The organism is Vibrio sp. zbq_1, assembly GCF_043102935.1.
GTDB lineage: Bacteria > Pseudomonadota > Gammaproteobacteria > Enterobacterales > Vibrionaceae > Vibrio > Vibrio parahaemolyticus.
This window is the reverse complement of sequence record NZ_JBICJH010000032.1, coordinates 453336-473062: the sequence shown is the minus strand read 5'-3', so window position 1 is coordinate 473062 and position 19727 is coordinate 453336. Positions and strand designations below refer to the sequence as shown.

The 19727-nt window shown below is 44.9% G+C and carries 17 protein-coding genes and 1 pseudogene; 3 read left to right on the top strand and 15 right to left on the bottom strand.

The genetic code is table 11. The features are described from left to right. Window positions 1-714, bottom strand: a pseudogene (locus ACF8CV_RS16275) (ankyrin repeat domain-containing protein); the annotation flags it as partial. Window positions 715-843: 129 nt separating this feature from the next. Here ACF8CV_RS16275 and ACF8CV_RS16270 point away from each other — a divergent pair. Together ACF8CV_RS16270 and ACF8CV_RS16265 are read left to right on the top strand one after the other, a co-directional pair. Then, entirely contained in the window at window positions 844-1761 is a 918-nt protein-coding gene (locus ACF8CV_RS16270) for a viperin family antiviral radical SAM protein (RefSeq protein WP_054395014.1), read from the top strand. A gap of 77 nt (window positions 1762-1838) precedes the next feature. Beyond that, window positions 1839-2456 carry a deoxynucleoside kinase gene (locus ACF8CV_RS16265; RefSeq protein ID WP_054395015.1) on the top strand — a complete coding sequence of 206 codons (618 nt, stop codon included), beginning with the start codon at window positions 1839-1841 and terminating at the stop codon, window positions 2454-2456. Between the two features lie 309 nt (window positions 2457-2765). On the opposite strand, the gene ACF8CV_RS16260 is transcribed toward ACF8CV_RS16265, so the two are convergent. Then, window positions 2766-3158, bottom strand: a complete 393-nt coding sequence (locus ACF8CV_RS16260) for a hypothetical protein (protein WP_273992130.1) — start codon at window positions 3156-3158, stop codon at window positions 2766-2768. Between the two features lie 472 nt (window positions 3159-3630). Then, complete coding sequence (locus ACF8CV_RS16255) at window positions 3631-4923, bottom strand: site-specific integrase (protein WP_273992131.1); 1293 nt, start codon at window positions 4921-4923, stop codon at window positions 3631-3633. Between the two features lie 404 nt (window positions 4924-5327). Between ACF8CV_RS16255 and ACF8CV_RS16250 the strand changes: the two genes are divergently transcribed. Further along, window positions 5328-7019 carry a class I SAM-dependent methyltransferase gene (locus tag ACF8CV_RS16250; RefSeq protein ID WP_138938311.1) on the top strand — a complete coding sequence of 564 codons (1692 nt, stop codon included), beginning with the start codon at window positions 5328-5330 and terminating at the stop codon, window positions 7017-7019. Between the two features lie 95 nt (window positions 7020-7114). Here ACF8CV_RS16250 and ACF8CV_RS16245 read toward each other — a convergent pair whose 3' ends face one another. Genes ACF8CV_RS16245 through ACF8CV_RS16190 form a run of 12 tightly spaced genes read right to left on the bottom strand, consistent with a single transcriptional unit; the run spans window position 7115 to window position 19725 of the window. After that, complete coding sequence (locus ACF8CV_RS16245) at window positions 7115-8338, bottom strand: beta-ketoacyl-ACP synthase (RefSeq protein WP_017448728.1); 1224 nt, start codon at window positions 8336-8338, stop codon at window positions 7115-7117. After that, window positions 8335-9060, bottom strand: a complete 726-nt coding sequence (gene fabG, locus ACF8CV_RS16240; RefSeq protein WP_017448727.1) for a 3-oxoacyl-ACP reductase FabG — start codon at window positions 9058-9060, stop codon at window positions 8335-8337. The genes ACF8CV_RS16245 and fabG overlap by 4 nt, the downstream gene beginning before the upstream one ends. After that, window positions 9057-9521: a hotdog family protein gene (locus ACF8CV_RS16235; protein WP_017448726.1), complete on the bottom strand. Its 465-nt coding sequence runs from the start codon at window positions 9519-9521 to the stop codon at window positions 9057-9059. Before ACF8CV_RS16235 ends, fabG begins: the two co-directional genes overlap by 4 nt. Continuing rightward, a complete protein-coding gene (locus ACF8CV_RS16230; protein WP_208870987.1) occupies window positions 9514-10701 on the bottom strand; it encodes a beta-ketoacyl-[acyl-carrier-protein] synthase family protein in 1188 nt (395 codons plus the stop codon). Before ACF8CV_RS16230 ends, ACF8CV_RS16235 begins: the two co-directional genes overlap by 8 nt. 20 nt (window positions 10702-10721) lie before the next feature. Then, window positions 10722-11333 carry a DUF3261 domain-containing protein gene (locus tag ACF8CV_RS16225; RefSeq protein ID WP_020904071.1) on the bottom strand — a complete coding sequence of 204 codons (612 nt, stop codon included), beginning with the start codon at window positions 11331-11333 and terminating at the stop codon, window positions 10722-10724. Beyond that, the gene (locus tag ACF8CV_RS16220) at window positions 11330-13672 is read right to left on the bottom strand and encodes an MMPL family transporter (protein ID WP_138938253.1); all 2343 of its coding nucleotides are present in this window, start codon (window positions 13670-13672) and stop codon (window positions 11330-11332) included. Before ACF8CV_RS16220 ends, ACF8CV_RS16225 begins: the two co-directional genes overlap by 4 nt. Then, window positions 13644-14264, bottom strand: coding sequence for an outer membrane lipoprotein carrier protein LolA (locus tag ACF8CV_RS16215; protein ID WP_029804365.1), 621 nt, complete (start codon window positions 14262-14264; stop codon window positions 13644-13646). The genes ACF8CV_RS16220 and ACF8CV_RS16215 overlap by 29 nt, the downstream gene beginning before the upstream one ends. Further along, window positions 14264-14710, bottom strand: a complete 447-nt coding sequence (locus ACF8CV_RS16210; RefSeq protein ID WP_005388315.1) for a thioesterase family protein — start codon at window positions 14708-14710, stop codon at window positions 14264-14266. The genes ACF8CV_RS16215 and ACF8CV_RS16210 overlap by 1 nt, the downstream gene beginning before the upstream one ends. Beyond that, window positions 14710-16263 carry a histidine ammonia-lyase gene (hutH, locus tag ACF8CV_RS16205; RefSeq protein ID WP_138938252.1) on the bottom strand — a complete coding sequence of 518 codons (1554 nt, stop codon included), beginning with the start codon at window positions 16261-16263 and terminating at the stop codon, window positions 14710-14712. Before hutH ends, ACF8CV_RS16210 begins: the two co-directional genes overlap by 1 nt. Beyond that, a complete protein-coding gene (locus ACF8CV_RS16200) occupies window positions 16247-17953 on the bottom strand; it encodes a glycosyltransferase (protein ID WP_171055961.1) in 1707 nt (568 codons plus the stop codon). Before ACF8CV_RS16200 ends, hutH begins: the two co-directional genes overlap by 17 nt. Continuing rightward, window positions 17946-18314: a 3-hydroxyacyl-ACP dehydratase gene (locus ACF8CV_RS16195; protein ID WP_138938250.1), complete on the bottom strand. Its 369-nt coding sequence runs from the start codon at window positions 18312-18314 to the stop codon at window positions 17946-17948. The genes ACF8CV_RS16200 and ACF8CV_RS16195 overlap by 8 nt, the downstream gene beginning before the upstream one ends. Window positions 18315-18324: 10 nt before the next feature. Next, entirely contained in the window at window positions 18325-19725 is a 1401-nt protein-coding gene (locus ACF8CV_RS16190) for an AMP-binding protein (RefSeq protein ID WP_171055960.1), read from the bottom strand. Window positions 19726-19727 lie beyond the last annotated feature (2 nt).

Below are 19727 nucleotides of genomic sequence, written 5' to 3'. Positions count from 1 at the left end.
TTTTTTTTCAATAAACTCCAGAGCCTGTTCAAATTGCGAAGACTTTTCATCAGGCTCAAAGCAGCCACAAAACTGTATATTCACTTTGTCCGAAAACGTTTTCTCGATACTTGATATTTCAGGGGTGCTCGTGCCTTTTTGCCAGTTGTAAAGATTCCTTAATACTTTCTCGTATTGATCATCACTATCTAGATCGTTGTCTAAATTATTAGCAATAGATGTTTTGGTGTTTTGGATTAAGTCGATAAGCCAATTCAAGACTTGCGGTACAGGGAGAAGAAGCTGCGTAGGTTCAATCGTAGAGTCTACGGCAGGAAGATACCAAAACCGTCCGCCAGGCATACCCTCATCCATTTTTGATTCAATTTGCCAAAATACCGTATGTCTCGCTAGAGCTGGTATGATAACCCTGGCTAAATAATGCCAAACGATTTTTCTTTGTGACGCCTTTGAAGAATAAACATTGAGTTCGATGTTCTTATGCATCAAGTAATCATCTGCAACATTGGAGATCAGGTCTTCTTTCGCTCTTTCATCAAGCCCTAAAGCATCCGCTATATCACCCAAAATACTTTCCCAAGTATTAGATAAATTATCCATCGTCATCTCGACATATTTAAACGTGCTTTTCGATTTTGAAGTCATCTGACTATTAGCGCCAAGCGCTTTAGCAATTTGAAGAAGTACCGATTCGAAGGTTGGAAAAGTAGCCACTGAATGTCCTTTTATTGTTTCGTTTTCCGCTAGAAAAAGAAATTTGATGGGGGGGGATGTTGCTTTTCATTTTTCTACAGAGCCGATTTTATCATACTGAAGCCATCTGAATACCTGAGTATAAAAAGCATGACAACAACACAATCTAGAAAAACAAAAGAACTCGTAATCAATTGGCACATGACAGAGGTCTGCAATTACAGTTGTAAATACTGTTTTGCAAAATGGGGCCGCCCCAAAGAACTCCATCGTTCAGAACAGGCAATCGCTAACTTATTGGATAAGCTAGCAGACTACTTCATCAAAGGCACTCCAGTCTTAAAAGAAAAGCTGGGGTACGAAAGTGTTCGTCTTAACTTTGCAGGAGGGGAACCAATGATGTTAGGAAATACGTTCGTTACCGCTTTGGTTCTTGCAAAACAAAAAGGATTTAAAACCTCAATCATAACTAATGGACATTACCTAATTCATGGAAAATCACCGTTGCCGAAAGATACTTTAGACATGATTGGAATCAGCTTTGACAGTCAGTACTTAAGTACACGTATGAAAATAGGAAGAAACGATCGAAAAGGGAACTCTTTTGGTGTTAATGATTTAACACATGCTCTAGCGAACCTTACACAGTCACAAACAGGAATCAAAACAAAGATTAATACTGTAATTAATAGTCTTAATTGGGAAGAGGATTTCTCTAATTTAATTTCTAGTCTAAAACCATACAAATGGAAAGTATTACAGGTCATGCCTTATGGTGATAATGAAATACTAATTTCCAAAGAACAGTTCGATAATTTTGTTCAAAGACATAGTGGATTAGGGTTACCTATGTATTCTGAGTCTAATTCTACTATGACAGAATCATACTTAATGATTAGTCCAGAGGGTTGCTTTTACCAAAATACTGCCAATAAACCTGGGTATAAATATAGCGAATGCATTAATTCATGCGGTGTGGAAAAAGCTCTTTCTCAAATAGAGTTTAATCCAATTACGTTTGCTTCAAGATATAAAGAAACCAATATAGATATTGTAGAAATCTCATAAATCTACTAACAAAAAATAAATCTAGGTTCCTTATTATAGGAGCTATAAATAATCACAAAATACTAGATGAGGAACAGATGAATAAATTTATCGTTTTTGAAGGGTTAGATGCATGTGGAAAAACAACATTAAGCTCTCTATATGCGAAAGAAATGAATACTATCGTTCATAATGCGGTAGTCCCTGAAGCTCATGATCTAAGAAAGGTCATTGACTCCTATGAGTCAAAAGAGAGTGCATTTCTATTTTTTTTGTTAAATAATTTATTGAAGAGTAACGAGGTTTCTAAAGTATTAAACGATGAAGATATCATATTAGACAGATATATATTTTCAACTTTGGCTTACCAAACAATTATGCTTGGAGAAGATATTGTCAAAAAAATTTTTGACACACTTAGAATTAATAAAAAAATACTTCTTCCAGAAGTGATCATTTTTGTTAAAGCCGATATTGAAACAATAAACAACAGAATAGAGACCAGAGGTGGTACAGTTCAGTGGTACGGCGATGCGGTTACGCAAAATAATAGTGTTGAATCAGCATATCACAAAGTTTTTGAATGGTTTGATATTCCAATTGTAGAGGTCGATACATCAGAAAAGCATGGCCGTTCGGTAGAAGAAAATTACCAACTAATGAAAGATCGGGTCGAGCACGTTCTTTCGGGAGGGAATAATTTGTACAGTTTCTAGTTCGATATCTCTCGGTGATATTGCATTAATATGCGGACACAAACGGCTCGTAAAGAAAGCCGCTTCTGCTTATGTTTGGGAGAAAATGAGCACTACTGCTCCGTGATGCGACATAAGCAAATGTAAGGTGACATTCTGGCTAGATTGAACAGCGATTTATTGCGCAAACTCATAAAGGGGCATTTTCGAGTCACAGAGTCCGCGCTCCCATTTGTGATCACCAAGCGATTCTGTCGATACGCAAACAAAGTTAGTCTGTCATATGTTACAGACCAACTGTTCACGATATTTCATCCTAAGTAGAGTTTATTAAACCCGACCAAAAGCTTTGAGAAAGTTCTTGGGGTGTTGGTGAAACCTTACATGCTTGGGGTGATTAACCTTCCTCTTTCCCCTAAAAGGCGGCGCAATGTATCCCCAATTTGAACATCTTGAGAAATATATTACGTAATCAATCTGTGCATTCTGCCATTGGTCAGTAACAACGGTGTTTTCATCGAAGCATTCTACTGACTTCACTTGAATTCGGTAGAATTTGTTCCCGTCAGAAATAAGCACATCGGTCTTCATGCCATGATCGATCATGGGCATAAATACTTCCCAACCATCTTGCAATAGCCAGCTTGCTAATAGGGTTTCGTAAGAGATGCTTTTGTAGTGTTTTTTAGCTTCAGAAGAAGTGTGGAGTGTTTTTATAGGCATAGTAATATCCTAATTACATGCTGAGTGCTTTTTTAGCTCAAGACAGCCAGCGAAGCCTCCCTTATAGGATAACTTCAATTAGGATTCACAATGGCTCTATTGAGATCTCATCAACTAGTAATGGGAGCTGCCCCTAGTCTTCTACCTGTTTGGTTACCTTGACTATTAATACTAGTGTTCACGTAGCGTGAGTGAATCGGTAAGTGTTCATATTAAAATAAACAAAGATCTTTATTTCGTCAATTTAACTAATGGCGAGAAAGCTTCATTAGACAGACAAACTGGCAGGAACCCAGAACAATAGACACCACACTGATTAGAAAATGTAGGTCAAACGACTTTCCGCAAAGTTTGATGGAAAAACATCCTGAATTGAAAGGGGTCAAAACCGTGTTTACTATGAGCTGGCACTTAATAAAGATCACATTGGATGATTAGTCCAATGTGTATAAAGAGCTAGATAGTTGGAAAGTTATATGTCATTTGCGCACTTGAGCATGCCTAGACGTTCATTCAATGCCTTTTCCCAAGCTTCCAAGGCAGCTCTTTTTTCATCTAGGTATTCATACATATCGTAGTGTTTTGAGGAAACATCAGAGAATGCGTGACCTTGTATGCGATCTCGAATTTCTTTTGACAGCTTTATTGTTGCACCGAGAGTTTTTACTGTTCTTCTAAAGTCTCTGCCGATGAAAGGTCTAATCTCTTTTGTTCGGGATTTATAAGTTAAGAGCGCTTGAGCAATTGTGTTTGTGGGCATGTGCTCAAGATGTTCCGTTTTCTTATAAAAGACGTATGGACTATCTTGGGTTGCATTATCCTTTAACTCTTGAAGGATTTTGATCGCTGTTGTGGTCAAGGGAATCACGTGGGGAATGTTAGTTTTAAAGTTGCCTTGTTGAACAGTTAGGTACTTATCTTTGAAGTTAATATCACGCCACTCAAGCGTTACGATTTCGTATGGTCGCTGCCCTCCAAGATAGAAGCAAAGTTTTATTACTTGGCGAGTTTGATAAGCTAAATCGAGGTCTTCGTATCGATGATCCATATCCCAGAGTAGTCGTTCGACTTCTTCCCAGCTTAAGAAATGTGTCCCCGCTTTTTCTGCCCACGTCTGCTTAGGTATGTCTGCGATAGGATTTCCTGAAATACCAAATTTTGTATTACGGTTTTTGTAAGCAGGATCACTGTCATAGAAGCGACCAAAGTTGAAAGCGGCATGAAGGATAGAACGTATTTTGTTGCTTTTAGCGGCATACCCAGCTTCAATCGGAACCGCTAATATGTAGATAAAATCTTCAGCTTTAAAATCCTTCGCCTTACGTTTGATATCTAAGTAAGGAAATACGTTATCTACAATTTTTTTCATTTCATCTTGATAAGTTCGCTTTCCTTCAATTCTCTTGTGTTCAGCATGGAGTGTGATTAATTGCTCAAAGCTACCAAGTTCGTTTGCTTCACGCTCTTCTCGAGCTTTTTCTTCAGCTCGGTACTTTAGCTCGGCTTTTGGGTCGATTCCTTGAGATAATAGGTCACTGTATTCTTTGCACAGATCACGGGCATGGGAAAGGGTCATACCTGGAAATTTCCCAAGAGATATAAATTGAGCTTTTGAGTCTTTGAAGTAGCGGAACTTAAAGTTGATTGAACCCGAGGGCATGACTTGAACTCCGAGACGACCTTTGCCTCTCTCACCTGATTTTTCCCAAGTGTAGTAAGGAGACTTTCTTGGTCTTAGTCCTTTAACTTCTTTAACGGTTAACATGCGCACCTTCATACAAAACAAGAGTAACTTGACTAACATTAAAACTAGTCAAGTTGTTAGTCAAGTAAGGTGGTGGTTTAGTGTAGTTAAATGTAATCGTAAATGATATAGTACTTGAGGTTTCGTTTTGTAAATTATTGATTTTTATTACTTATGTAATCTTTAGTAATTAAATGCGACTCTGTAACAATATCACTTCTAAGGATGTGGTCATTGGTTCGAATCCAATAGGGCGTGCCATTTATTCAAAAGCCCCGATAACTCTTTGAGTTGTCGGGGCTTTGTCGTTTTAGAACATTCGATATTAGTCGCTACGTCACCTACAACTTTTGACTGAGATTATAGCTATTGCAATCTCTAGCAATTAACATGAGCTCATATTGGTTGCTTTCCTGTTTATCTTTATGCCTGCCACGTCTAGATTTTATGAACAACACGCAGATTGTTTAGCGGAGCAATACACTTCGCTCAAGTTTGAGGATGTCCATGCGAGCTGGAGAGCTTTCTGGCCTCAAGCCAGAGATCGCGTCTTAGATGTTGGGGCTGGCTCTGGTCGAGACGCTAAATGGATGGCTGCACATGGATGTGAAGTTATTGCGATTGAACCTGCTCAAGCGCTTCTGAGATTTGGTAAGTCTTACTGTGGTGATTCAGTTACTTGGCTTGAAGATGGGTTACCTAAGCTTGAGAAAACCATTAATCTTGGCTTTCGCTTCGATTTAATTCTTGTCAGTGCGGTATGGATGCATCTTGCACCTACGCACCGTGAACGCGCATTTCGAAAACTTGCGAATTTGCTAGCGCCCAATGGTCGATTGGTGATTAGCCTTCGTCACGGTGACTTTTCTGATGGCCGTAAAGCTTATCCGGTATCGGTTGAAGAGCTTGAAAAGTTTGCAAAGAATAGCGCGTTAATGGTGAGAAACGTATCTCTCGATGATGACCAGTTACAGCGAACAGGTGTATCTTGGCAAACTGTAGTTATGTCTTTGCCTGATGATGGTTCTGGTGATCTGAATAAGGTTCGTCACATTATCGTCAATGATTTCAAATCGGCTACCTATAAACTCGCACTACTGCGTACTTTACTACGAATTGCAGATGCTCATTCTGGTGCAGTGGTTGATCGTAGTGAAGGTAAAGTTGCCATCCCATTAGGATTAGTCGGCTTATATTGGATTCGTCAATTTAAGCGTTTAATCGATAAAGAGAACATCCAGCAGAACTCGAACTCGTCTAAAGGACTAGGTTTTATAAAACCCGATGGTTGGGGCAGACTTTCCCATTTAAGCCCTGATGATCTTGCTATAGGCGCGACATTTTTTGGTGAAGATGCAGTTGCGCTGGATAAAGCAATAAAAGACAGCTTAAAAACCATAAAAGATGGCCCCGTCACCTTTACCTATCAGGGCGATAAATCAAACCCTTACTTTGAAATGATTCGTTCAGCTAAGAAGCCAAAAAGTTCAATTGTTGTGGATAGCGAGTTCCTCGAAAGCTATGGGCTGTTTGTGTTGGATGAAAGCCTTTGGGATTGTTTTCGATTGTATAACTCTTGGATTGAGCCGCTGGTAGTCAACCAGTGGATTATGGAAATGCAACGATTTCGGTCTAATCAAGAGCGGAGTATTCCACTGCAAACGTATCACGATTGTTTGGTCTGGATTGATAAAGACCATGATACGCGAGTGGTGCGAAAGAGAATTGAACAGTTGAAGCTCAGCCATTGCGACATTGTCAGTGTATGGAGTGGAAGCAAATTACGAAATGAGTATCACGTTGATCACTGTTTGCCTTTTGCTTATTGGCCTAACAATGATAAGTGGAACTTGCTACCAACTTCTAAGGCTGAAAACCTGAACAAACGTGATCGTATTCCTGCTAGCTATCGATTAAACGCATCCAAGCCGCGAATTTTGGATTGGTGGCAGTTAGCGTGGGGAGAGACGGATACTTTGAGTCGGACATTTTTCACTGAGGCTTCATTGTCGCTACCTAATGTGCCAGCATCTTGCCAAGATTTTGAGCATGTCTTTGAAGCGATGGGATTACAAATTCGTGGTGTTAAAAGTCGCCTGTGTATCGCGGAATGGTAATATCTCGTTTGCTATTACCTCGTGATAAATGAAGTTTGATTGGTAACTAACAAAAAAGCGCTGGTTAACCAGCGCTTTTGCATTTACTAAGGGCATTACATCTTTTTAAAGATGATGGAGGTGTTGATGCCGCCAAAGGCGAAGTTGTTACTCATCAAATATTTCACGTCCAGCTCTCGGCCTTGTCCGGCAATGTAGTCTAAATCGCCACATTGCTCGTCAAGGTTTTCTAGGTTGAGCGTTGGGTTGAACCAACCCGTGTGCATCATTTCTAAACCTAGCCACGCTTCAATTGCGCCACAGGCGCCTAGTGTGTGGCCAAAGTAGCTCTTGAGTGAACTGATTGGCACTTTGCCCAGAGCATTCGCTGTTGCGTTGCTTTCTGCAATATCACCGCGGTCGGTGGCAGTGCCGTGAGCAGATACATAGTCGATCTTCTCAGCAGTAATCCCCGCGTTTTGCAAAGCCATTTCCATACAGATTTGCATGGTTTCCATCTGTGGTTGAGTGACGTGTGCGGCATCACAGTTGCTGGCAAAACCGATGATTTCTGCATAGATTTTCGCGCCACGAGCGACGGCGTGTTCGTACTCTTCCAGAACCAGCGTTCCCGCACCTTCACCAATCACCAAACCATCGCGATCGGAGTCATAAGGTCTTGGTGTGCTTTTCGGGTCTTCATTCTTCAGACTGGTGGCAAAAAGGGTATCGAAGACAGCGGATTCCGTTGGGCACAGTTCTTCAGCGCCACCAGCAACCATTACCGTTTGGTAGCCATGTTTGATTGCTTCGTAGGCGTAGCCGATTGCTTGACTGCCCGAGGTACATGCACTGCTGGTTGGGATCACTCGGCCTTTCAAACCGAAAAATAGACCAACGTTCACTGCTGTGGTATGCGGCATCATCTGCACGTAAGTCGTTGCGGTGATCGCTTTCGTGGTTTTCTCATTCAGCATGACACCAAATGCGCCGATTGCGTCAGTACTGCCTGTTGATGAGCCGTATGCGATACCCGTTTGACCGTTGGTGAGTACGTCGTTACCAATCAAACCTGCTTGGCTCAGTGCGTTTTCTGTTGCGACGGTCGCCAATTTAGAAACACGCCCCATGCCGCGTACTTGCTTGCGCTTGTAGTGCTTTGGCAGTTCAAAATCTAAAATTGGTGCCGCGAGCTTGGTGTTCAAACCATCATACTGTTCGTAAGAAGGCATGTATTGCGTCGCGTTCTGGCAGTCACGCAGTTTTGGCTCGACAGATTGCCAATCGTTACCAAACGCAGTCACACCCGACATTCCGGTTACAACAACTCGACGGTTCATACTAGGCCTCCGTTTACCGAAATGACTTGGCGAGTTACATAGCCTGCGATGTCAGACATAAGGTAACTGACTAAACCAGCGACTTCTTCTGGTTCTCCCATGCGGCGCAAAGGAATTTGCGGCATCGCGTGTTCTTTTACGTGTTCGTCTACCATGCCTGTGTCGATAAGTCCCGGTGCAACGCAGTTAACGGTGATTTTTCGTTTTGCCAGTTCAAGTGCGAGTGATTTTGTTGCACCAATTACGCCCGCTTTTGCTGCGCTGTAGTTGGTTTGGCCACGATTACCCATTAGGCCAGAGACTGATGCAAGGGTAACAATTCGGCCGCCTTTGCGCTTTTGCACCATTGGCATAACACAAGGGTGAAGAACGTTGTAGAAGCTATCTAGGTTGGTATGAATCACGCCATCCCATTCTTCTTCGGTCATCGCAGGGAAAGCGGTATCTTTTGTGATGCCAGCGTTGTTCACGACGCCATAGTAAGCGCCGTGTTCGGCGATATCGGCTTCTAGCTTCTCACGACAATCTGCACGGTCACTGATGTCGAATTGGATAAGACGACCGCTACCACCATGTTGTTCGATGGTGTCTAGGGTATTTTGTGCGCCTTGTTGATCGCCCATGTAATGGACGATGATTTGGAAACCATCTTTGGCTAATTGAACGGCAATGGCTTTACCGATGCCTTTGCTGGCACCTGTAACGAGGACTTGTCGGGTCATTGTTGACTCCTGATTTTCATTTCTTGTAATTTTTCTTCTGATGGAACGTAAACGTTCAATTGGCAAGTCGCTACAACAGTTCCTTGTAGCTCAATACGGGCAGAAAATACCGCCATACCGTTATCTTCCATGACTTTTTCGGCATACACATCGAGCACTTGTCCGCGAGAAAACGCATCGCATTCAGACGTGTATCGACGGCTACCAAGCAAAAAGCCAATTGGTGGCGCTTGTTCTTTCATTAATGCGTGGTAACCAGACCACGCCGCGACAGATTGCGCCATAAACTCAATGCCAACGTAAGCAGGCACGGTTTGAGAGGCCGAGTCGAAGAACGGGTTGTGTTCTGCGATATCAACCTGACAATGAATCGTATCTTGTTGAACATCTATAGCACGATCAACCAAGATCATTGGTTTGTCGTGTGGCAAAAGTTGTTCGATGGGAGGAAGTTTAGTCATGAGCGTAACCAAAAATAAGACTAATATTGTTGCCACCAAAAGCAAAAGAGTTGCTGAGAATCGCTTTGTTGCCAAGTTTGGTTGGCGTCTCAACTAACGATATATGGATATCGTCTGCCTTGGTTTCGCAGTGTTGCATTGGCAAGTCAAGGTTGTACTTGAGAATATGCCAAGCGATAGCGGCTTCCGTTGTACTTGCAGCGCCTAATGTGTGTCCGGTAAGTGGCTTTGTAGAGCTCACAGGAACGGAGTCACCAAAGCAGCGGTGGATGGCTTTGCTTTCCATCGCATCATTTAACGGCGTTGCGGTACCATGCGCGTTGATGTAACCAATGTCTTGTGCTGTTAGTCCTGCATTGGCCAACGCTTTTTTCATCGCTTCTTCTGCGCCTAACCCTTCTGGGTGTGGTGCGGAAATGTGGTGTGCGTCTGAGCTATCGCCAACTCCGAGAAGGGCAACAGGCGCGGGTGTTTTGCTTAGCAACATTAATGCTGCGGCTTCGCCGATATTGATGCCGTTGCGATGTTGGTCAAACGGTTTGCAAAGAGTATCGGATAGGGCTTCTAAACCGTTAAAGCCGTTTAGCGTTAGGCGACAAATGGTATCCACGCCACCCACAATGACCGCATCAACAATACCAGAGCGAATCAGGCGTTGCGCGGTTAAAAAGACACGACCACTAGAAGAACAGGCGGTTGAAACTGAGTAATGTGGGCCGCTCAAATCAAAGTAGGCGGCAATAAAATCGCTGCAGTTGCCAAGCTCTTGTTTGGTGTAATGGTAGTCGGCAGGAAACTCGCCGTTTGCCAGCTTCTCTCCAAACGCGATTTCGCCATCTGAAATGCCAGATGTGCTGGTGCCGATCACGACTGCGATACGGTCACGACCATATTCAGCAATGGCGTTATGCACGTCGCTTTCGATTTGCTGCAAAGCCGAAAGTGCGAGGCGGTTGTTTCTTGTATCAAACCGGCTGAAAGCTGGTGGTAATTGCGGTAACGGCTGTGCAATTCGACCGATTACTGTTTGTCGGCCTGAATTCAAAATGTCTTGGTCAACCACCATGTTGGATGGTTTCGCTCCCGATAAACACTGGTGGATGATGACGTCATCTTGTCCCATTGCGGAGTGGAAACCACAGGCCTGAATATACAAAGGTTGAGGAGAGCGATTAGGCATATTGTTGTTCTAAATTGTTCTTAATTAATCTGATGTTGCAGTGTCTGAATAGAAATTGAAAACTGATGCTTGAGGTGGTGAAAATCAATCTTACCCTCTAATTTGTTAGAAGAACTGTATTGAATCTCAATGATCTTTTCACCGTCGCTATCAAAGATGGCGCGAGAATTATTTTTATCAATCATTTGCCACCTTACCTCATTTAACGACCCTTCCCAAGCGGAACTCGGCCAGAGCGTGATCATCAGGTTAAATAATACCTGTTCTGGCTGCGGTAGCGTACCTTGCAAACCGTTGAGCACTTCGGTTTGGATTTGTTCTCCATCGTAAGACAACGAGAGCACTCGCGTCCCCCAAGATGAGAAGCCTGCCAGTACCACTTCGTTGCTAGTCACTTGCAGTTGCACCGGAAGTTGCTCAGATGTGGGTTTGCCATCAATTACCCAAGAGGCCGTAATCAATTGGCTGGCAGCCAGCTGGTAACCTAAGCTGGCTGGAGTCGGTAAGTTAACTTGGGTGTTCTCAGCAATATCGACTTGAGGCGTCGATTGGTGAGGTACCAAGCTACATGCACTTAAAAACAGACTCAGTGCGATTAACGTCGCGCAGCGAAAAGCATGGTTAAAAATCATGACGTCGTTTCCTCTGTTTTAATCGCAATCGGAGAGAGCAGCCAAGCGACAAAAATACCACTTAACACCGTAATGCCGAAACTGTGAATCGCGTGAGTTTGGCTGAGTGACAGCAACCCAAATGACAGCACAGTGGTTATTGCCGAAAGGGTGATCGCCAATAGTGTGCTCACGCTGCGGGCTTTCTCGGCAAAGAACAGAGTGTAATCGATCCCGATACCAAGAATGAGCACCAAGCCAAGCAAGTTGAACAGGTTTAATGTTGTTCCCATCGCGACAGCAGTTGCCAGACCGCACGCGCAAGCAATCAATGATGGCAGTAAAACTCGCCAACTGTGTTGCAGACCGTACCGCTTGATTAACACCAGAAAGATCACAGTACTGGCGGCTACCAATAGCTCCATGATTTTGATTCGGTATTCACCAAATAGGGCGGAAATTTCTTCTGCTTTGTTTAGGTAGACAACATCAGACTGCGATTTGGCAAACGACTTAACAACGGCGGAGTCTTGCAATTGGTTTAGCACCACTACCGTTGCCGATTTTCCTTTGATCTTCCCCAAATGGAGAAAACGCACAGGTGCTGATACCGGGTTTTGCAAGTACTGATCAACCGTGACAGGGATAAAGTCGGCGTCCATTTTCGGCTTTTTATTTAAGCCCAGTCCGGATGCAAGTGGGCTGGATTGTGTCGCGTAAAGGTCGTGAATCAATTGATAGTCTTGTTGCTGACGTTCAACTGAGCTCAAGTAGCGGCTCAGACTCTGGTAGCTTTCGATGGTGCTGTCTGCTTTCCACGCTTCTAAAGCTGGCGTCAAAGACTCCAGCTTTTTCATTAGGTTTTCGTCATCGTCGGCGGTAACGACCAACATTTGCTGCGAAGATTGCATGCCACTGAGCGTCGTAATCAAGGTTTCTTGCTGCTTGAGATCTTTCGGCATCGTTTGCAGCAGACGAATGTCGTCATCGTAGTTCAATTGCAGCAAGAAAAAGCCACTCGCAACCACACATAACATCGGTAATCCGATTTTAATTCGAGGTTGATTCCAAAGCGTTAACCATTTCGCCAACAGTGATTGTCCCGGTAAATTCGAAATGGAGCGCGATGGGTTACGAGCCAGTATCGGATACCAAGCCACCACGGTGATGTAAGCGGCAATCAGACCAATGGATGAAAACAGCGCAAGCTGCTGCAAACCAGGAAACGGTGCCGCTAACATGCCCAAATAGCCGATCAAACTGGTGATTAAGCCAAGTGTGATCGCTATGAAAATATGCTTTAACCCTTGCTCGCTATCCCATTCATTTCCCGCCGCAAGGCGTTCGGTTAGGTAGTGGAATGCGTAGTCGATAGACACGCCGATTAAACTTGCGCCAAACACTAAGCTGAACAGATGGACTTTTCCAAAAATCCACGTCGTAACGGACAACGCAACGAGCAAACCAATGGTGATGGAAAGCAGCGCCAGAGACAGTGGCATCACACTACGAAAGACCAACACGAACAATGCAATGATACCGAGCAGAGAGAACACACCGATGGTGCTGATCTCCGATTTTGCACTTTGCGTACCAAAGTCGGCGTAAAATAGAACGCCAGTATGTGCGACTTCAGCGCCATATTTCTGCGCGACGCTTTGTTCTAGCGCTTGAATATCAGGGACTGCAAGCTGCCCAGTTAGGCTATAAGGAGAGTCTTTTAGCTCAGCAGTAATAAGCAAGTATTGAGCACCGTCTTTTTCGACGGACAGATAGCCGTTATCCAATCGGAAAGAGGACGATTGCTGGGTAACTTGGCTTAAATAATCACGAAATAGCAAGAAAGGATCATTTTGTAACTCTTGCCCAGTCACCCCAGAAAACGGGTTGTACAGAGACTGAATCACATGCTGCACTTGCTGTTCTGGATTTTGGCTTAAACGCTCTCGTTGTTCAGGCGTCAGCAATTGGAAGCGGTGCTTAAAGTAGTAACTCGCCCAAGCTTGCTGTTCTTGAGGTGAGATTTTTCCTACCACATCGCGAAAATGATTACTTTGGCGTAACCCCTTATCAAACTCTGCAGCCGCTGCAAAAAGGGCATTTTTGTCCGGCGCTGTGATCACGAAAATGACTTTGTCGCTCATACTTGCCGAGACCGACTCAAAGGCTTGCTCAGCCACCGGGTTTTGTTGGTTCTTCGGCAACAGTTTTAAAATGTTGGTCTCAATCGGAGATTCTGCACTCCAAACCCATTGTTTGAGTAGCAACGCGCCCGCTAAAACAACGAGATTGAGCCAAACAATAGCAAAGGTGTGAGTGCCGAGACTGAGTTTAGAAACGGAATTGAGCGTCTTCGGCATCCGTGAGTTCCTGAGGTAGAGAGGTCTGGTTCGTAAACGTGATTTCGGTCTTATCGCCACGCAGCTCTTGTAGGGTTAGGCGATCAATGTGCGTTTTACCGGAAAGGGTGATGGCTTTAAACACCGCATTTAATGGCGACTGTTTTGGCACTAAAACGAGCTGCCATTGATTGTTCTCAACTGAAAAATTGAGTGTGAATTGTTCTTGCAGTGCAGAAGTATCCCCGTGGAACACGGATAAAAACACATGGCTAAAGTAGAACGCCATTGGGTTTTCTTGTGCAGAGATCGTTTTCGGAGCTTGGTCGGCAAAAGTCTGACGAAGTTTGTTTTCCGTCAATACCAAATTGACTGCGAAAGGTTCTGTTTGTTGCCACAACAAGCCATGTGTTTTGCTCAGTGTGAACTGACCTTTAGAGGTTAAAGGTTGACTAAACATTTCCAGATGACGCTGCTGCGTAAAATCTCCGCGTACGATTTCATGCTGAGACAACTGCTGTTGAAGCGATGCCAAATCCGTTACATTTGCTGTAGGTGTGGCCAGTGCTGGAACAGAAAATATCAGCAAAAAAGAGAGTAACCACTTTTGCATTAGTTCAGGCTCCCATGGTTGTGCCATTGCTCTACTTTATCTAAAAAGACTGCTGGAGACACAAAGCACATCTCTTGCTTTTCAATGGATACGGCGACTTGCGTTGTATGCGCTTTGCACATACGTTGATTCGTTTCGGCGTCGTAAATCACGTAATCCACACGTAAGCGGTTTTCCCACTCAGTGAGTTGCGCGGTAATGCGAATGGTGTGATTAAACGGAATCGCCTTGACGTATTTAACGCGCGTGTCGATGATCGGCCACATGTACCCAGAGTCTTGCATATCGCGATAGCTGTATTGGATCTTCTCCATCAGCACACGACGCGCTTCTTCAAAATACCGAAAGAAGTTGCCGTGATATATCACGCCCATCGGGTCAGCATCTTGGAATGAGGTGACCATAGTCACCTCCGCTTCTAATGGGTAGAGAACCTGCTCTTGCATTATACCTCCGCGTAGAGTGGCCAATGACGTTGCTGAATGCGTTCAATGAAATGACGCAAATCTTGTTCTAACGGGCGATCTTCAATCACAAACTTAAACTCGCTCAGTACGGCGTCACGAATTACTCGCAAACTCTGACTCATGTGGTGTTCGTCCAATTCGTTATGACGGCGACGAATCTCAACCGCTTGAACGCTTGCTAGGAGTGAAGCCGCAGCAACTTGCTCTGTTAACTCAAGTACGCGTAGGCAATCACGAGCCGCAATGGTGCCCATGCTCACTTTGTCTTGGTTGTGACATTCGGTTGAGCGAGAAAAAACGCTCGCTGGCATGGTGTTTTTCAACGCTTCTGCCGTCCAAGCTGAGATACCAATCTGAACCGCTTTAAAGCCGTGGTTGATCGGTTTACGCTCGCCTTCTGCACCGGTTAAGTTAAACGGCAGGCCGTTATTGAACTTGTAATCCATCAATTGCGCCATCTGACGATCCAGCAAATCAGCTAAGTTGGCAATGTTCACTTTCAACGTATCCATCGCCATTGCGATATGACCACCGTAGAAGTGACCGCCGTGCAGAACGCGCTCGTTGTCGCCATCGATAATTGGATTGTCGTTGGCACTATTTAGTTCATTCTCGATCAATTGACGTAGCCAAGGCAGTGAGTCTTGCACCATGCCTATTACGTGTGGCGCGCAACGCAGCGAGTAGCGATCTTGCAGTCGGTCGCTATTGCGTGGCGGACGTTCAGCATTGAGATCATCACGCAGCCAAGCCGCAACTTGCTGTTGACCAGGGTGAGGTTTTACCGCAAACAACGCTTCATCAAAGTGGAAGTCATTACCTTGCATACCCACAGAAACCATCGCGGTAATCTTGGTGCAAAGCTGCGCTAGGTATTCTGCGCGTTTGTAGGCAAGACAGGCGAGGGCAGTCATCACGGATGTACCGTTCATTAACGCCAAACCTTCTTTTGGTTTTAGGCGAATTGGCTCAATGCCCAGCTCTGCAAACACTTCTTGTGTTGGTCGCACATCGCCTTTGTAAAGCACTTCACGCTCGCCAATTAAGGTCGCCGCTAGGTAAGACAGAGGCGTTAAATCGCCGCTTGCGCCCACCGAGCCTTCTTGTGGAATACGCGGCGCAATGTCGTGATTGATAAGCGTAACGATTTGGTTCAACAGATCGTGAGACACGCCAGATACGCCTTGCGACAATGAACATAAACGTGTCGCCAACACCGCGCGAGCTTGCTCATGAGAAAGGATTTGACCTAAGCCACAGCCATGGAAGCGCGTAAGGTGCAACGGAAGTTCATCCACAAGAGCGGGTGGAATCGCCACAGTACATGAATCTCCGTAACCCGTAGTCACGCCGTAAATAACGCCTTCTTCTTTCAGTAATCGTTCCAGAAACGCCACGCCACGATCAATTTTCGCGGTAAATTCTGGCGAGGTGTTCATGTTTGCCTTTGCTCCTTGAGCAATGGCAACGACATCTTCGATGGTTAAAGATTGGGCACCAAAAGTGATGTTGTGATTATGGTTGTTTGTCATGTGGCTGATTACTTAAAGTCCAGAAGTTAAAAAAGTTGTACCACTGTAACGGCGCTTGCAGTGTGTGGTGTTCTAATCTGTGTGCGTACTGTTGAACCACGTGTTCTAGTGCCTGCTGACGCTCCTTGCGCGGTAGCGTGATTTGGTCACTAAAGTGTTCAAAGTACACATTAAAATGCGGAGTGTTTGCTTCATCGTCGCGTAGGCCGAAGAGTAGGTAAACCGGCGCTTTTAATACCGAGGCCAGCATGAATGGGCCTTGCGGGAATGGTGCAGGTTTATCAAGAAAATTTGCCCAAACGACACGATTTTCTTTGCTGGTAGACGTGCGATCGCCAACGATCACCACCCATTCGCCTTGCTCGATTTTTTGTTGAAGGAGAATCGCGGTGTCTGGTCCCATTGAGCTGACTTGAATCAGATTCAGTTCCGAATTTGGGTTTACCGCCTTCATTACCGCATTAAATTGTTCAGCGTGTTGGGTAAATACCAAGGCATTGATTTTGACATGAGAGTGTCGACGACCAAGCGCGCGGCAGAGTTCGATGTTGCCAAGGTGCGAGCCCAAAATGAGCACGCCTTGTTTTTTTTGCGCCATCTCTTCGAAATGATGTTGGCCGTGAATGGTTAGGTTGTCGACATTAAAGTCACCTTGCCATGCTGCTAGTTTGTCGAGCATGGTTCGCCCAAAAGAAAGCAGATGATGATAGCTGTCCAACTGTTTTGGCAGTGCGATGTTCTGCTGCGCTGCGTAGCGCTGCAAGTTTTGCAGGTAAATCTCAGACGCTTCGCGGGCAGATTTACCCGTGAAGTGGTAGTAGCGCATGACTAACTTTAAAATCAGGTCGAACGCTTTTCTACCGAACAAGCGGTAAACCGCGAGCAAGGTTTTGATGCCTAAAATCGTGCCTTGTTCTTTTCGTTTCGACCAGTGGGCATTGCTGTCGTCTGTGTGACGGCGCTTTCTGGCGAGTAGCGAGGGTATACGCGGCAACATGCCAAAAAATAGGCGAGTGTGCATCCAGCTTATCTTGACGTTATCCCACAATGCGTCGAAGTGGGAAATGCCACCTTCAGGGTAGATCACGCGCGTTGGAACAAAATCAATATCGACGCCTTCCCAGTACATTCGCACCAGAATTTCGATATCAAAATCCATGCGTTTGCCGATGTTGTACTTGTTCAACACGGCGACCGTTTTCGCCACTGGGTAGGCGCGGAAACCGCACATGCTGTCTTTGATAGACAGTGACAAGGTTTCTATCCACACCCAAACGTGCGTAGCGTAGCGACCATACAGACGGGCTTTAGGTACGCTCTCGTCGTATATCGGTTGGCCAGAAATCAGGTTATCTGGTTTTGTTTCGCTGGCGCTGAGCAATTTGGGTAGTGCTTCTAGGTCGTGTTGACCGTCTGCGTCGATTTGAATGGTGTGCGTAAAACCAAGCTGGTGAGCTTGATGTAGGCCAGCCATCACCGCGCCACCTTTGCCTCGGTTTTCACTCAGACTAATCAGTTTTATCAGCCCTTGCTCACTCAATGCTGAAAGCGCTTGTTTGGTGTCTTCATTGCTGCCGTCGTCCACGACCAGCACTGGCAAATCGAAAGAGGATAACGACGCAGCCACGTCTGCAATTGTGCTGCCGTGGTTGTAGCAAGGAATTAAAAAGCAGGGACGGTAATCACTCACGTGACTCACCCAGTTTCATTTTGCCTGAAGAGTGAGTCACCAAGGTTTCACCGTTTTTCGATGTGTACTTAAAGGTCAATTTCTCGCGCTCATTGTCCCAAGAGAGTGAGAGACAAACGTCGGCGTTTGGCAGAATCGGCTCTTGAAATTTGATGACTTCCATTCCTTTAAATACCTTGGGGGTGTTCAAATATTGAACGGCGTAGAGCAACGCCCAGTCAATTTGAGTGACGCCGGGTAAAAGAGGAAAGTGACTGAAATGACCTTGGAAATCTAAGATGTCAGCATCCATACGCAGCAACAGCTCCGCGGTGTGGTCACTCACTTCAATATTCTGAATAGTTGGTTTTCTTTTATCCATGTTACTAGCTTTATTGGAATAGTTTTTCAATTTCAGCAACTTGGCGTTTGCCTTGGCTGTTCAATGGAATTTCGTCGACCACTCTGAATTTTCTCGGGATAGCGATCGGCTCTAGCCAATTGCGCAGAGCCTTGCGAAGCTCAAGCCAAAACTTGCCTTTACCGAGTTCATTAAGCACATCACCGCCTTTATCGTTAAGTACGATGATCGAGACTAACGTGAGGCGACCAGATTCTTCCATTGGGATAACCACGCTTTCTTGAACCCACGGCAGTTGCTCTAAACGTTTTTCCACTTCGACAAGGGAAATACGCTTTTCTTCGACTTTGACGATTCGGTCAGTGCGTCCACGCAATTCAAAAGAAATACTATCATGGAAATAGCATTCATCCGCAGTTTGGTACCAAGTGTTTTCATCAATGTGTGGCGAGCGGAGCTTTAAACAATTTTCATGGTTAAGCTCGGCTTCAACACCAGGGAATAACGTCCAAGGAGTGCTGGCTACGTGCTGCTGACGGTAGGCGATGCCGCCGGTTTCTGTGCTGCCAAAAACTTCAATAGGAAGTGACCCAAACAACAGCTGGCTGTGCTGCGCCGCTTGGTTTGACAAGGGGCCACCAGATGAAAATACGCACCGAATCGAAACCGGATTGTGCTCTTCACTGAGTCGTTTTAGTAACGCAGGGCTGCTTACTAGCGTGGTGTCAGCATCGGCGTGATGGATAATTTGCTCAGGGAATTCGAGGTTGTGTGCTGAAAATGGACGTGCAGAGCACAAAGGCCACAATACGCGAAACAGCAAGCCGTAAATGTGTTGATGAGAGACGGTGCTTTCAACGCGCGTGTTGGCAACCTTGTCGCCCCACAGGTTGTCTAGAATAGCAACTTCGATATCGAGCTGTTTCAGCGTTTTTGCAATAGCTTTTGGTTTGCCGCTTGAACCAGAAGTAAATAGCGTTACTGGTATTTTTGCCAGATTCAATTCGTGCCAAACAAAAGGTTGGTCTACCTGTTGCTCGTGAATCAAGGTGATGCCTACCAATGATTGAGCTTTTACTAGGAGTGAACTCACCTGTTCTGAAACAGAAACATCGGCATCATGCAACAATAAATCGTAATGCTCGCTGAGTTCTTTGAGTGCTTCTAGTTGGTAGTTACCAGGCAATACAATGGATTTTCCTGCGTGACAACAAGCAAAAAAGCCAACGGCAAATAGGTAGCTGTTGCCAAAACACAACGCAATGTTTTGCGTTGGCTGGGTTTCTAACTGCTGAGCAAGCGTTGCGACGTGCTGCTGGAAATCACCCCAAGTGATAACTGTGTCGCGATCGTAAGAGACAGGGGATTGCTCATACCTCTTTGTGCTGAACAAGGTCGCCAGTGAGGTAAAGCTCGAATACGTTGTATTCATAC